This is a genomic window from Collimonas pratensis (assembly GCF_001584185.1).
GTDB classification, from domain to species: domain Bacteria; phylum Pseudomonadota; class Gammaproteobacteria; order Burkholderiales; family Burkholderiaceae_D; genus Collimonas; species Collimonas pratensis.
In genome coordinates this window covers 1,531,271-1,545,525 of record NZ_CP013234.1, presented here as the reverse complement: position 1 = coordinate 1,545,525, position 14,255 = coordinate 1,531,271, and the positions used below count along the sequence as shown (strand labels likewise).

At 61.0% G+C, this 14,255-nt stretch carries 15 protein-coding genes; 3 read left to right on the top strand and 12 right to left on the bottom strand.

Translation table 11 applies throughout. The annotated features are described in order from the left end of the window. Positions 1-126: 126 nt before the first annotated feature. From CPter91_RS07030 to CPter91_RS07000, 7 genes are all read right to left on the bottom strand, one after another. Positions 127-981: an ATP-binding cassette domain-containing protein gene (locus CPter91_RS07030; protein WP_061945932.1), complete on the bottom strand. Its 855-nt coding sequence runs from the start codon at positions 979-981 to the stop codon at positions 127-129. Between the two features lie 63 nt (positions 982-1,044). Then, positions 1,045-1,890 carry an aliphatic sulfonate ABC transporter permease SsuC gene (ssuC, locus tag CPter91_RS07025; RefSeq protein ID WP_061938789.1) on the bottom strand — a complete coding sequence of 282 codons (846 nt, stop codon included), beginning with the start codon at positions 1,888-1,890 and terminating at the stop codon, positions 1,045-1,047. A gap of 9 nt (positions 1,891-1,899) precedes the next feature. Beyond that, on the bottom strand, positions 1,900-3,048 hold the full coding sequence (ssuD, locus tag CPter91_RS07020) for an FMNH2-dependent alkanesulfonate monooxygenase (RefSeq protein ID WP_061938786.1): 1,149 nt from the start codon (positions 3,046-3,048) through the stop codon (positions 1,900-1,902). Positions 3,049-3,082: 34 nt separating this feature from the next. Then, on the bottom strand, positions 3,083-4,102 hold the full coding sequence (locus CPter91_RS07015; RefSeq protein WP_061938783.1) for a sulfonate ABC transporter substrate-binding protein: 1,020 nt from the start codon (positions 4,100-4,102) through the stop codon (positions 3,083-3,085). An 11-nt stretch (positions 4,103-4,113) separates the two neighbouring features. Further along, positions 4,114-5,097, bottom strand: a complete 984-nt coding sequence (locus CPter91_RS07010) for a sulfonate ABC transporter substrate-binding protein (protein ID WP_061938780.1) — start codon at positions 5,095-5,097, stop codon at positions 4,114-4,116. 112 nt (positions 5,098-5,209) lie between these two features. Then, positions 5,210-5,800, bottom strand: coding sequence for an NADPH-dependent FMN reductase (gene ssuE, locus CPter91_RS07005; RefSeq protein WP_061938777.1), 591 nt, complete (start codon positions 5,798-5,800; stop codon positions 5,210-5,212). A 62-nt stretch (positions 5,801-5,862) separates the two neighbouring features. Continuing rightward, positions 5,863-6,879, bottom strand: coding sequence for a sulfate ABC transporter substrate-binding protein (locus CPter91_RS07000; protein WP_061938773.1), 1,017 nt, complete (start codon positions 6,877-6,879; stop codon positions 5,863-5,865). A gap of 248 nt (positions 6,880-7,127) precedes the next feature. Here CPter91_RS07000 and CPter91_RS06995 point away from each other — a divergent pair, with 248 nt between their 5' ends. Next, complete coding sequence (locus CPter91_RS06995) at positions 7,128-7,601, top strand: DM13 domain-containing protein (RefSeq protein WP_061938770.1); 474 nt, start codon at positions 7,128-7,130, stop codon at positions 7,599-7,601. Here CPter91_RS06995 and CPter91_RS06990 read toward each other — a convergent pair. The 3 genes from CPter91_RS06990 to CPter91_RS06980 form a co-directional block, all read right to left on the bottom strand. Then, on the bottom strand, positions 7,579-8,736 hold the full coding sequence (locus CPter91_RS06990; RefSeq protein ID WP_061945930.1) for an MFS transporter: 1,158 nt from the start codon (positions 8,734-8,736) through the stop codon (positions 7,579-7,581). The two genes, CPter91_RS06995 and CPter91_RS06990, sit on opposite strands and share 23 nt — an antisense overlap. Positions 8,737-8,759: 23 nt before the next feature. Next, positions 8,760-9,536, bottom strand: a complete 777-nt coding sequence (locus CPter91_RS06985; protein ID WP_061938768.1) for a DeoR/GlpR family DNA-binding transcription regulator — start codon at positions 9,534-9,536, stop codon at positions 8,760-8,762. A gap of 104 nt (positions 9,537-9,640) precedes the next feature. Further along, entirely contained in the window at positions 9,641-10,075 is a 435-nt protein-coding gene (locus CPter91_RS06980; RefSeq protein ID WP_061945928.1) for a diacylglycerol kinase, read from the bottom strand. A 235-nt stretch (positions 10,076-10,310) separates the two neighbouring features. Here CPter91_RS06980 and CPter91_RS06975 point away from each other — a divergent pair, with 235 nt between their 5' ends. Further along, positions 10,311-11,096, top strand: a complete 786-nt coding sequence (locus CPter91_RS06975; protein WP_061938765.1) for an IclR family transcriptional regulator — start codon at positions 10,311-10,313, stop codon at positions 11,094-11,096. A 110-nt stretch (positions 11,097-11,206) separates the two neighbouring features. Here the strand turns inward: CPter91_RS06975 and pbpG are convergent, their stop codons facing one another. Together pbpG and CPter91_RS06965 are read right to left on the bottom strand one after the other, a co-directional pair. Next, on the bottom strand, positions 11,207-12,370 hold the full coding sequence (pbpG, locus tag CPter91_RS06970; RefSeq protein ID WP_061938761.1) for a D-alanyl-D-alanine endopeptidase: 1,164 nt from the start codon (positions 12,368-12,370) through the stop codon (positions 11,207-11,209). Positions 12,371-12,548: 178 nt separating this feature from the next. After that, positions 12,549-13,307 carry a class I SAM-dependent methyltransferase gene (locus CPter91_RS06965; RefSeq protein WP_061945925.1) on the bottom strand — a complete coding sequence of 253 codons (759 nt, stop codon included), beginning with the start codon at positions 13,305-13,307 and terminating at the stop codon, positions 12,549-12,551. Positions 13,308-13,465: 158 nt separating this feature from the next. Here CPter91_RS06965 and CPter91_RS06960 point away from each other — a divergent pair, with 158 nt between their 5' ends. Beyond that, positions 13,466-14,248, top strand: a complete 783-nt coding sequence (locus CPter91_RS06960; protein ID WP_061938758.1) for a helix-turn-helix transcriptional regulator — start codon at positions 13,466-13,468, stop codon at positions 14,246-14,248. Positions 14,249-14,255: the final 7 nt, after the last annotated feature.

The following is a 14,255-nucleotide window of genomic DNA, read 5'->3' as shown; positions in this document are numbered from 1 at the left end:
CGGTTACATCAAAAATTCAGAGGTAGGGTGGGCACGCTTTTGTGCCCACGCGGATACCGATACAGCGTGGGCACAAACGCCTGCCCACCCTACACACTCCTTTGGCAATACGGTAAAGCCAAAAATTCAGACAGCCCAGCCAACTTGACTGAACGTGCGTTGCAGGGAAAGATCGCCCAGCGCAGAGTCGGGCTGCGCCGCCGGATGTTTCAGCACGCGCGCCAGGATCCGTTCTTCCAGCTGCGCGAAAGCCAGGTTGCCGCGGGCGCGCGGGCGCGCCAGGCTGATCCGCTCATCCAGCGTGATCTCGCCGTCTTCGATCAGCAGCACGCGGTCGGCCAGCGCAATCGCTTCTTGCACGTCGTGCGTCACCAGCACCGCGGTAAAGCCGCGGCTTTTCCACAGCGATTCGATCAGCTGCTGCATTTCGATACGGGTCAAAGCGTCCAGTGCGCCCAGCGGCTCATCCAGCAACAGCAATTCCGGTTCGTGCACCAGCGCCCGCGCCAGCGCCACCCGTTGCCGCTGCCCGCCGGACAATACCGCCGGCCATTCGTGGGCGCGGTCTTCCAGGCCGACCTGCGCCAGGGCCTTGACCGAAGCCTGCGAGGCGCGCGGCAAACCCAGGCCGACATTGTTCAGCACCCGCTTCCACGGCAGCAGCCGCGAATCCTGGAACATGATGCGGATCTCGGGTGCACCATCGTGGTGTCCGCTGGACTGTCCGCCCCGCTCAAAGCCGATGCGACCCTGGCTGGGCTGCTCCAGCCCGGCGATCAGGCGCAGCAAGGTGCTTTTGCCGCAACCGCTGCGGCCGACGATGGCAACGAACTCGCCTGCCGCGATCTCCACATCCAATGTCTTCAATACCTCGCGCTCGCCATACGCCTTGGATACGGCGCGCACCTGGATGCTGATGCCGCGCGCAGCACTGCGGGCGGCGGCTTCTACTTCAGCATTTTCAACAAGATCAATTTGCATGTTCGGATCCGCCCTAGACAACATTCGTTCGTAACATATATTGCTTACAGATAGCATGACTGTTTACTGATAGCCTGGATGCCAGCGCAGCCAGTAACGCTCCAGGCCGCGCGCCAGCATGTCGGCCAGCTTGCCCAGCAAGGCGTACAGCAGGATGCCGACCAGCACCACGTCGGTCTGCAGGAATTCGCGGGCATTCATGGTCATGTAGCCGATGCCGGCCTGCGCCGAAATGGTTTCGGCGACGATCAGCAAGACCCACACCAGTCCCAGCGCAAAGCGCACCCCCACCAGTATCGAAGGCAAGGCGCCCGGCAGGATGACGTCGCGGTACAAGGGCCAGCCCGACAAGCCATAGCTCCTGGCCATCTCGATTAAGCCCTTGTCGACCGAGCGGATGCCATGAAAGGTATTCAGGTACACCGGGAAAAACACGCCGATCGACACCAGGAACAGCTTGGAAGACTCATCAATGCCGAACCACAGGATCACCAGCGGTATCAGCGCCAGCGCCGGGATGTTGCGGATCATCTGGATGCTGGTGTCGAGCAGGGTTTCCGCCTGCTTGAAAGTCCCGGTCAACAAACCCAGCAGCAAGCCCAGTCCGCCGCCCACGGCGAAGCCGGAAATCGCCCGCCAGGCGCTGATGCGGACATGGGTCCACAACTCGCCGGACACCGTCAGCAACCAGGCCGCGCGCGCCACAGCCCAAGGCTCCGGCAAGATCCGGCTCGACAGCCAGCCGACCTTGGCGGCAAACTCCCAGCCCAGGATCAGCAGCAACGGCAGCAGCCAAGGCAGCAGCCGCTCTTTCCAGATGTGCAGCGCGCTGCCCTTGCGGGCGGCGCCGGCTTGTGGCTTTTTCGCCAGCGCCGGCGCGGCCGCCCTGTTATGAATTACTGCACTCATACTGCCTCCTCAGCTTTGCGATGCTTTCGGCAGCAAGCCGTTGGCGATGACTTCACCGAATGGTCCGGTCAGGGCTTGCTCGCCGGACGCTGCCCGGCCCTTGCCCAGCAGCGGAAACACCAGTTCAGCGAAACGATAGGACTCTTCCAGGTGCGGATAGCCGGACAAGATGAAGGTATCGATGCCAAGGTCGGCATACTCTTGCATGCGTGCCGCCACCGTTTCCGCATCCCCCACCAGCGCGGTGCCGGCGCCGCCGCGCACCAGGCCGACCCCGGCCCACAGGTTGGGTGAAACTTCCAGCTTGTCGCGGCGGCCGCCGTGCAGCGCTGCCATGCGCCGCTGGCCTTCCGAATCCATCTTGGAAAATGCCGCCTGCGCACGCGCGATCACATCGTCGTCGACATGGCTGATCAAGTCTTCGGCGGCAGCCCAGGCGGCCTGGTTGGTCTCGCGCACAATCACGTGCAAGCGGATACCGAAGCGTACCGTGCGGCCATGCTTGGCGGCGCGGGCGCGGATATCGGCAATCTTTTCAGCGACGGCTGCCGGCGGTTCGCCCCAGGTCAGGTAGACATCGACCTGCTCTGCCGCCAGCTCATGCGCCGGTTCCGAAGAACCACCGAAATACAAGGGCGGATAGGGTTTCTGCACCGGCGGATACAAGGTCTTCGCACCCTTGACCTTGATGTGCTTGCCGATGAAGTTGTAGCCGCCCTCGCCGCCTTCGCCGGACAGGGCGCCACGCCAGACCTTGAGGAATTCGGAGGAAATCTCGTAGCGCTCGGCATGCTCGGCAAACAGGCCGTCTGCTTCCAGTTCCGCCTGGTCGCCGCCAGTGACGACATTGATCAGCAGGCGGCCGTTGGAGAGACGGTCGAAGGTCGACGCCATGCGGATCGCCAGGCCCGGTGTACTCAGGCCGGGGCGGATCGCCACCAGGAATTTCAGGCGCTGGGTGAAGCCCAGCAGACTGGACGCCACCACCCAGGCATCTTCGCAGGAGCGGCCGGTCGGCAGCAAGACGCCGTCATAGCCAAGCGTATCGGCCGCCACCGCGATCTGTTTCATGTAATCGAAATTGACCGGGCGCGCGCCTTGCGAGGTGCCTAGATAACGGCTGTCGCCGTGTGTCGGAATAAACCAGAAAACGTTCATGACTGCTTCCATGTGTATTGTTGAATGGGCGGAGCTACTGCTTGGCGACCGCGCTGGCCTTCGGCTGCCAGACAATATCGGCGACCTTGATCGCACGCGGAATCAAGCCGATTTCCTTGAAACTGTCGGCCACGCGCTGCTGGTCCGCCACCATGGCGGCATCGATCACGGTGGTCGGCGAAGGACTGGCGCGCCGGCTCAGAAATAACTGCACGGTGACGGGATCGAGTCCGCTGACATCGGCGATCAGCTGGGTCGCTTCCTTGCGATTCTGCTGTACATAACGATCGGCCTTGGTCAGTTCATCCAGCAGCGTCAGGATCGTGGCCGGGTAGCTCTCGGCAAAAGCGCGCGAGGCCAGATAGAAAGAATTATTGTTCGACAGCCCGCGCCCTGTACTCAGCACGTGCGGCTTGAAACCCAGCTCGGCGGCACTGTAGTATGGATCCCAGATGGCCCAGGCATCGACGCTGCCGCGCTCGAATGCGGCGCGGGCATCGGCCGGCGCCAGGTAGATTGGCTGGATATCGCTCCACGCCAGGCCGCCCTTCTTCACCGCCTGCAGCAACAGGAAATGGGCGCTGGATCCCTTTTGCACGGCAATCCGCTTGCCCTTCAGGTCGGCCAGGGTCTTGATCGACGACACGGTCTGCACCAGGATGGCGGAACTTTCCGGCTTTGGCGGCTCCGCGCCGACGTACAGCAAATCCTTGTTGGCGGCTTGCGCAAACACGGGCGGACTGTCGCCGGTCAGGCCGAAGTCCAGGCTGCCGGCCGACAGCGCTTCCAGCAGTTGCGGGCCGGCGGGAAATTCCAGCCAGACGATCTTGCTGTTCTTGAAGCGCTGCTCGAGGACGCTGCGCTGTTTCAGCAGCACCAGGTTGACCGCGCTCTTCTGGAAACCGATGCGTATCTGTTCCGGCTCTTTCTTGTCGGCGGCCGCCTGGGCATGCGCATGATGGACCGGCACGGCGAGTGCCAGGGCAAGCAGCAGCAACCATGCAAGATGAAATTTTTGCAGGAGCTGGCGGTGGAAAATCGATATGCCGGTCATGATGTACAGCCTCAGGTCTTGTCAGACAGCACGGCATCGTGCGTCGAGATTTTCTTCGGGATCAGCTTCAGCTCGTAGAAGGTGTCGGCAATTTTCTGCTGCTCGTCCAGCACCTTGCTGTCGACCGGCTTGTAGATGTGGGCATAATGCCGCAGGCCGGTTTCGATCACTTGCGGATCCAGTCCCTGGATGGGCGCCAGCTGCGCCGCCGCTTCCTTGTAGTTGGCGCGTATCCACTGGCCTTCCTTGCCGACTTCTTCCAGGATAGCGTTCACCACTGCCTGGTTTTTCTCGGCGTACTTGCGCGCGCTCAGGAAAAACTGATGATGGCTAACCACCCCGTTGCCACTCGCCAGCACGCGGGCATCGATCTGCTTGATCGCAGCGGACTGGAACGGATCCCAGATCGCCCAGCCGTCGACCGCGCCGCGCTCAAATGCCGCGCGCGCATCGGCCGGCGCCAGATAGATAGGCTGGAATTCGCTGTAGCCGACACCGCCCTTCTTCAGCAGGCTGATCACCAGCCAGTGCACGTCGGAACCCTTGTTGAAGGCGATTTTCTTGCCTTTCAATTCCGCCAGCGATTTGATAGGGGAGTTCTTCGGTACCAGAATGCTTTCCGCTTCCGGCGTCGGGATTTCATAGGCGCTGTAGACAAAATCGGCGCCGGCGGCCTGGGCGACGATAGGCGGCGCTTCGCCGACATAGCCGAAATCTACCGAGCCGACATTCAAGGCTTCCAGCAATTGCGGACCAGCGGCAAACTCGGCCCACTTCACTTCTATGCCCTGCGCCGCCAGCCGTTTTTCCAGCGTGCCGTGGGCCTTCAGCAGCACCAGCGTGCTGGCTGCCTTTTGATAGCCGATGCGCAGCACCTGTGTGTTCTCGGCTTGCGCCAGCTGCGGCACGCCGGCCATCAGCGCGCCAGCTGCCACGGCGGAGAGCATGGCAAGCACGTGGCGTCTTGTGTGTCTGTTTTTGATCGAAGCGGTCATTGCTGGCTTTCTGATGAATGGCTGTTTTTCAGGCAAAACGCTCCCCCCTCCGCTGGTTAAAGCGGATTTCCATCGAGCGAGGAGCGGAATCTTGGTTAGTTAGTCAGATGCGCTATACGCTACATCGCACCTGTGAAAATGGGATCGGGCTGAAATCATGGGAGCTGACTTTTTGCAACGCCAGCAAACTGTCCGACAACTGCTGCACGCCTTCGCCGATGCGCTGGAAAACATTCTGGTCCAGGCTCAAGCCTTCCTGCTCCGACCATTGCACCTGCGCCTCCGTGGCATAGATGCTGGGCAGGACATGGCGTGCCGCCAGCGATGACAACACCGGCCGCAAGGCATAGTCCAGCGCCAGCATGTGCGACTGGCTGCCGCCGGTGGCCAGCGGCAGCACCAGCTTGCCGGTCAGGCCGAACTGCGGCAGCAAATCGAGAAAGGCTTTCAGCGCGCCGCTATAGGCCGCTTTGTAGACCGGGGTCGCCACCACTACCGCGCTGGCTTGCGCTACCTGGGCCAGCGCCGCCTGGATCGCCGGATGGGCGAAATCGGCGCGCAGCAAGGCATCGCCCGGCAAGTCACGTACTTCAAGTTTGCTGTAGCGATGTCCCAACAGCGCCAGTTTCTCTCCTGTGTAATGCAACAAACGGGTGGAACGCGAAGGCGCCGCAGGGCTACCGGCCAACAACAAAATAGTCATTTCGTGCAATCTTGAAACAGGCTCCGCCGCGCAGAGCCGTTAGGTAAATACGATCTGGTGGATTACTTTGCACCAGGCTGGTAAATCTTGTCGAACACGCCGCCGTCGCTGAAGTGGGTCTTCTGTGCATTCTTCCAGCCGCCGAAAGTATCGTCGATGGTGAACAGGCTCAGCTTCGGAAACTTGCTCGCGTACTTGGCGGCGACCTTAGGATCGATCGGGCGGTAATAATTATGGGCCGCGATTTCCTGGCCTTCCGGCGAGTACAGATACTCCAGATAAGCCTGCGCCACCTTGCGGGTACCGCGCTTGTCGACCACCTTGTCGACCACTGCTACCGGCGGTTCCGCCAGAATGCTGAGGGACGGGAACACCGTGTCGAACTTGCCCTTGCCGAATTCCGCTTCGACCAGGTAGGCTTCGTTTTCCCACGACAGCAAGACATCGCCGACGCCGCGTTCAGCAAAGGTGACGGTAGAGCCGCGGGCGCCGGAATCCAGCACCGGCACGTTCTTGTACAGGCGCGTGATGAAATCGCGTGCCTTGGCGTCGTCGTTATTGTTCTTCTTCAGCGCATAGCCGTAAGCAGCCAGATAGGCCCAACGCGCGCCGCCGGAAGTCTTCGGATTGGCCACCACTACCGAGACACCAGGCTTGACCAGGTCATCCCAGTCCTTGATGCCCTTGGGGTTACCTTTTCGCACCAGCAGCACGATGGTCGAGGTGTAAGGCGTGCTGTTGTGCGGCAGGCGCTTTTGCCAGTCGGCCGGCAACAGCTTGGCTTTTTCGGAAATCTCGTCGATATCGTAAGCCAGCGCCAGCGTCACCACATCGGCTTCCAGGCCGTCGATCACCGAGCGCCCCTGCTTGCCCGAACCGCCATGCGAAGCCTTGAGCGTCACATTGTCGCCGGTCTTGTCTTTCCAGTACTTGGCGAAAGCCTTGTTGTACTCCTGATACAGCTCGCGTGTTGGGTCATATGACACATTCAGCAGCGACAAATCCGCTGCGTGCACCAGTTGCGCGCTCTGGGCGACCAGGGCGATGGCGATGACCGATCTGACGATTTTCTTCAACATATTCCTCTTCCCTTGTGAATGTTTTTTGTTTTGAGGAATACAGATTAATGAGACGGCCTGGAAAACAGAACGAATACTTTCTTCTCTCCTTATGCAGAAAACAGATATGTATGGACCTGGCCGGCGAATAAGGAGGCGGTCTATTCCAGCCGATTTGGCATAAAGCGGCAGCATGAATGTAAGGAATCGCTATCCGGGACGACTAGAAGGATGGCAGCACTCAACCCGATCCCAGCGGAGACCGCTTCATGAAAAAAATTCTCGCCCTGCTCTCTTCTCACCTGCTGGCGCTCGCTATCGGTTTTGGCGCCGGCGTCTATTTTCTGCCGATACTCACTGCGGGCGATGGCCCGGGCGCGGCGGAACTGGCGCAAGCCGCCGGCAAGGCAAAATACACTGCGGTATTCACAAAGGATTTGCCAGGCAGCGACTTCCTGCATTGGGCGCAGGGAACGGTCGCTGTCAGCGAGAGCGCGATTGCATTCGAGGGCAAGATCGCCCCCGGCCCGGACTACAAGGTGTACCTGGTGCCCGAATACGTCGGCAGCAAGGAAGAATTCCTGAAGATCAAGGAGCGCGCCTTGCGCGTCGGCGAGGTAAAGACCTTCGACCGCTTTATCGTCGACATATCGCAACAGCGGGTCGACCTCTCGCGCTATAACACCGTGGTGATCTGGTGCGAAACCTACTCGCAGTTCATCAGCGCGGCGCAGTTTCGCTAGCTCGGCCGGCGGCGCCCAAGCGGGAGCTGGCCGCTACCAGCAGCAGGGCGCAGCCAAGCCCGGCGAAAGCGCTGCTGAGGCTGCTGGCATGGGCGACGAAGCCGATCAAGGCCGGGCCGGCCAGGATGCCGGCGTAGCCGATGGTGGTGATGGCCGCAATCGCCAGGCTGGCCGGCATGGCGCCGTGGTTGCCGGCGGCGCTGAACAGGATAGGCACGATGTTGGATGCGCCCAGCCCGATCAGCACGAAGCCGGCCAGCGCCACGCCGGCGTTCGGCGCCGAGACGGCGACAAAGAAACCGCCGGCGGCGCACAAGCCGCCCAGCAGCAGCACGCGCTTGGCGCCGAAGCGGCGCACGACGCGGTCTCCCGTCAGGCGACCGCAAGTCATGGCGATGGCGAAAGCGGCATAGCCGAGACCACCCTGGCTGGCATCCAGTCCGCGCGTGGCGGTCAGGAACAATGCGCTCCAGTCGAGGATCGCTCCCTCCACCAGGAACACGATAAAACACAGCACGCCGATAAAGATCACGGCGCCATGCGGCAGCACGAACAGCGCGCCGCGTTCGCCCGCCTCCGGCGCGCGCAACAAGTGCGGCGCCGCCAGCAGCAATAGCACCGCAACCACCAGCGCCGCTGCTCCGCTGGCCATGGCCGGGCTCAAGCCCAGCCACAGCAACAGCGCCATGCCGCCGGCGCCGACAAAACCGCCGACGCTGAACATGCCATGAAAACCCGACATGAGCGCGCCGCCGCTGGCCTTCTCCACCATCACCGCATGCACGTTCATGGCGACGTCCAGCGTGCCGATGGCGGCGCCGAAAAAGAACAAGCCTATGCCCAGCTGCAGCGGACTGGCGGCCAGCGTCAGGCAGGGAAGAATCAGGCAAGCCAGCGCACCGGCGCTCAGCACCACGCGGCGGCAACCGAGGCGCGCCGCCAGCATGCCGGTCACCGGCATCGAGAGCAGCGAGCCGACGCCCAGGCAAAGCAGCAACAAACCAAGCTCAGCCTCGCCGACGCCAAGCCGCGCTTTCACATACGGCACCAGCGGCGCCCAGGCCGACATCGCCAGCCCGGCGCAGAGAAATGCCAGCCGCGTGGCGTAGCGCTGTTTGGAACCGATAGTATTCATGGCATTGTTTTCCACTTGCTTGATCATACGGCCTCGGCATACAGCAGCTGCACGCCTTGCCGGCCGAATTGCGCCACCTGCCTGCGGTCGGTGCCGGACTCCAGCACCAGGTACGTCAGATGCTCAGGCGGTAACACCGCAAACGGCGCCGCCGTGCCGATTTTTTCCCTGCTGGCGGCCACCAGCACAGTCTTGCTGGCGGCAGCCAGGCTGCGCTTGAATTCGGCTTCTTCATAGTTGAAGCAGCTCAACCCGGCTTCAGCATCGACGCCACAAGCGCCGAGGAAAAAAATGTCCGGCCGCATCCGCTCGGCATCGCGCAGGGCAGCGGCGCCGAGGTTGGCGCCGCTGCGGGCATCGACCCGGCCGCCGACCATGATCAGCTCGATCTCCGGTCGCGGCAGCAGCGCCAGCGCCACTGCCGCGGCATTGGTCAGCACCGTCAGCGGCAGCTCTGGCAGCGCTGCCGCGATGGCCAGGTTGGTTGAGCCGGCATCGATGAACAGCACGTTGCCGGCGGAAACCAGTGTTACCGCCGCCTGCGCCAGCCGTGCCTTGCGTTGCGGCGCCAGCTTGCTGCGTTCGGCCAGCGGCGCAGCGACAGGCGCTGGCGGCAAGGCGCCGCCATATACCCGGGTGCAGAGGCCGGCCGCCGCCAGGTCGCGCAAGTCGCGCCGGATGGTGTCTTCCGACACATTCAACTGTTGCGCCAGATCCAACGCCAGCACCCGGCCGTCCGCCAGCAGCCGTTGCCGGATCAGCGCGTGACGCTCCTTGAGCAGCAGATTCGCAGTATTCATATCAACTCACATCATGCATAAACACGTATAAATATACACAAACGTGCAAACATGGGCAAGTTTTTGCTGCCGGCATATTTTCCGGCGCCCGCCAGAGTTTGGGATCAGGCCAGGAGTGGGTAAAGAATCACTGCCCAGGTAGCGACAGCCAGCACGCAAGTCAGCAGCACGGCGGCGCTGCCGAAATCTTTGGCGTTCTTGGAGAGGGGATTGCGCTCCAGCGAAACGCGGTCGACCACTGCTTCGATCGCCGAATTGATCAGTTCGATGATGATGATCCAGATCAGCACCGCGATCAGCATCAGCTTTTGCAGCGCCGATACCGGCAACAGCAGCGCGACGACGATGCCGGGCACCACGATCAGCAGTTCCTGGCGGAAGGCATGTTCGTTCTTCCAGGCCGAGCGGAAGCCTTCGGCGGAATAAAAGAAAGCGGAAAAAATGCGCTTGAAGCCGCTGGTGCTCTTGAATTCGCTAATCGGCTGCGGCTGCGGTTCCTGCGTTGGCGACGACGGCGTAGATGGTGATTTTTCGCTCATGCTGTGCTGATCTTGAAGACAAGGCTGGCTTGCCGTGATGGAAATGCAGATTGCATGCATTTTGATTCTTCCATTTTAACAGCCTTGCTGCACTGCACGGTTACGCTTTCAGCGCCCTTTCCCGGGATTTTATTGGCAATATGCGATCGTGGCAGCGCTCTAATCGATGACAATAGCAATGCACTACTTTTCACATTATGATATAAAGACTCCATTGCAATGCACCATTAAACCAATGAAAACAGCTTCTCCCGACGACGCCGACAAGATTTCGATCCAGGTTATCGAGCGCATGATCTCGCTGCTGGATACGTTGGCGCTCTACCCCGATCCGGTCAGCCTGAAAGAGCTGTCCGCGGTGACCGGCCTGCATCCGTCGACGGCGCACCGGATCCTCAACGATCTGGTGGTCAAGCGCTTTGTCGACCGCTCCGAACCGGGCAGCTACCGCCTCGGCATGCGTCTGCTGGAGCTGGGCAATGTGGTGAAGAGCCGCCTCAACGTGCGCGAAGCGGCGCTGGATTTCATGCGCGGCCTGCATCGCAAAACGAATCAGACCGTCAACCTCTCGGTGCGCCAGAGCGACGAGATCGTGTATATCGACCGTGCCTTCTCCGAGCGCTCCGGCATGCAGGTGGTGCGCGCCATCGGCGGTCGCGCGCCCTTGCACCTGACCTCGACCGGCAAGCTGTTCCTCTCCATCGACGATCCGAAAATGGTGCGCGCCTACGCCACCCGCACCGGCCTGGCCGGACACAACAAGAACTCCATCACCGATCTCAGCAAGCTGGAGCGCGAGCTGAGCCTGGTGCGCGCCCTCGGCTACGCGCGCGACAATGAAGAGCTGGAACTTGGCGTACGCTGCATGGCGGCCGGCATCCGCGACGATTCCGGGAAGATGATCGCCGGCCTGTCGATTTCGGCGCCGGCCGATCGCTTGCAGGAAGAATGGGTGGAAGACCTGATCAGTACTGCGAACCAGATTTCCGCCGTGCTGGGATACGCGTCGCAGCAACAATAACGGCGCACCAATCCTCTGACGGCGACGCATAAAAAAAGAGTTTATTCAGCGATGAATAAACTCTTTTTCAATTTCAGGCGTCGGCCGCCTGGGCCGGCATGCAATCAGATTCAGCTTTGGCCGTCGGCGATCTTCACCCGTGTCAAGGTAGCTGGGTGCGAATCGGCCAGCCATTTGCGGACGCGGTCAGCATCGGCCTGGCGCGAATACTTGCCGCGCGAATCGAGGAACACCATGACGATCTGGCGGCCATCGATGGTGGTCTGCATCACCATGCAGCGCCCTGCTTCATTAATGTAACCGGTCTTTTGCAAACCGATCTGCCACTCGGGATTCTCGACCAGGTGATTCGATGTCGAATACTGCAGCGGACGGCCGCCCGGCTCCACTACGTATTTCGTATCGGTGGAATATTGACGGATGATCGGATGCTGGTAGGCAGCCATCACCAGGCGCGACAAATCGCGAGCGCTGGCGACGTTCAGGTGCGACAGGCCGGTGGAGTCGACGTAGTGGGTTTCAGTCATGCCGAGCGCCTTGGCCTTGGCGTTCATGGCGACTACAAAGGCTGGCAAGCCGCCCGGATAGTTGCGGCCCAGCGCAGAGGCAGCGCGATTCTCGGAACTCATCAGGGCGATGTGCAGCATGTCGGAACGGGTCAGTTGCGAGCCGACGCGCAAGCGCGAGCTGCTGTGCTTTTCGCGGTCGATGTCGTCGTCGGTGACGGCCAGCACTTCGTTCATGTCCTGCTTCGATTCGACCACCACCATGCTGGTCATCAGCTTGGTCAGCGATGCGATCGGCAATGCGACTTGCGAATTCTTGTCCAGCAGAACTTCCGAGCTGTTCTGGTCCAGCACCAGCGCCACGCTGGATTTCAGTTCCAGCGGATCGCGCGTCAGGTTGAGGCCAGCCTGTTCGCCAGCCGACAACACCGGCGGCAAAGCCGGCACCACAGGCGCAAACGCTACGCGTTGATAAGTGACTTTACGACGGCCATGCACCATCACCACTTTTTTCACCAGCTTTTCGTTCTTGTTGAGCGAAGCGACGGTGCTGCTGCGGCCGCGGGCGGCAATCACGGTGTGTTTTCTGGAGCCGGCTTTAGCGACCGCTTTTTTGTGGGAAGAAGACGCGCTTGCTTTGGCAGTTGCCGTCTTTTTTGCGGATTTCTTTGCAGTGGTGTGTTTAGTCTGGGCAGAAGCAGGAGCGGCGGGCGCGATCGCGAGCACGAGAAGGAGTGACAAAAAAACAATTAACGCGGATTTGCCCATTTGCGGCTCCAATATGCGACGATCTATAACTTTGTGGCAGTGTAGGCAAATCCCAGAAAAATCGCAAGAGAATTAGATAGTTAGCGCACTAAATTAAACGACTTTCGATATCTGGACGACGATTTGCGAACTAGATTTTACCGCAACTCGACGACCAGACATTTCCTTCAGCATAGGACTATTTATAACATTCAAGAAGGACAACATCGATAAAAAATGAATAATCCGTCTGCAAATCGAAGTAAGTCGACACTTCCGACGGTGCACTGTCCCACAGCGACCTGATTGCAGCGACCCGCTCCGGCGGTGTGCGCATGCGGGCGACCCAGGTATCGAACTGCAGCGGCAGCTTCCAGCTCTGCTCTGTTGCCGTCCGCAAACCCGCATCGCCCAGCAAGCGGCGCCAACCTGCGAGGCTGCGGTTGCGTACATGCGAGGTGTCGCGCAGCAGTTCGATCGATTGCAAATAGGTATCGCTCAGGATATCTTCCGGCGACGCCGTATCGATCACGATGCATTTGCCGCCCGGCTTCAATACCCGTGCCATCTCGGTCAGCGCGCGCGGCAGATCCTTCCAGTGGTGCGCGCTGTAGCGGGTGCAGACCAGTTCGAAAGAGGCGTCGGCAAAAGGCAGGCTGTCGGCGCTGCCCTGCTGCACGTGCAGGTTGTGCAAACCGCGCTCGGCAGCGGCGCCCTGCACCACTTCCAGCATTTCCGCCGCCAGGTCGTAGGCAATCACAGTAGCGATATGCGGCGCCATGGCGAACGCCGCATGGCCTGCGCCGCAGCCGACATCCAGTGCTTTGCCTTGGGGCAATTGCCCGGCATAAGCCGCCAGTTGCTGCAGGTCGGCGCCCTGGGCGTGGACCGTGCTGCTCAGGTAAGCGGCGGCTGTGCTGCCGAATTGTTCCGATACGACCTTGTCGTGATTACGCATTTTACGTATGGCGCTCATCAACTTCTCCTCAGAAATGGGTAACCGGTGCTCACTCAATGTAAACCCGGGCTCAGGTGAGACACCAGTGTAATTATTTCTTATCCTGTTACAAGACTAGTGCTTATACTATTACTATAAACAACAGGATAAGGCCCGACATGGATGAAACAGGGAAACGCAAGGCGCTGGGTGAATTCATCAGGACCCAGCGCACCCAGCTCTCGGCAGCCGAGCTGCGGCTGGGTGGCAGCACGCGCCGCCGCACGCCGGGCTTGCGGCGGGAGGAAGTGGCGCAGCTGTGCGATATCAGCGTCACTTGGTATACCTGGATCGAACAGGGGCGCACGGTGTCGGTATCGGCGGCAGCGCTGGCCCGCATCGCCGAAGCCTTGCACCTGTCGCGCGCCAAGCGCGCCTATCTGTTTGAGCTGTCCGGCAAAAAAGATCCGCAGGCGCAGGACCTGCAGGCCGCCGACATCCCCGACGAAATCCTGGCCGTCGCCGGCAACATCAAAACACCGGCCTACCTGCTCGACCGCCACTGGAACGCAGTGGCCTGGAACCGCGCCGCCAAGACCTTGTTCGTCGGCTGGCTGGACCAGAAAGAAAGCCGCAAGAACCTGCTCGAATATACTTATTGCGCGCCACAGGCAAGCCAGCTGATCAGCGACTGGGGGCAGCGCGCCAGCCGCCTGGCGGCGGAGTTCCGCGCCGACTGCGGCATGTACCTGGATGAACCGGAGATTGCGCAACTGGTAGCGCGCCTGAGCAGCGCCAGCACCGCCTTCCAGCGTGCCTGGAACCTGCACGACGTGGTCGAGAAGGAAGGCGGCGAACGCCGCTTCAACCATCCGACGCTGGGCTCGCTGGCTTACCGACAGGTCAACCTGCGGGTCGCCAACCGGCCTGAACTGAAGCTGGTGATGCTGCTGCCGCTGTGATCGGCCG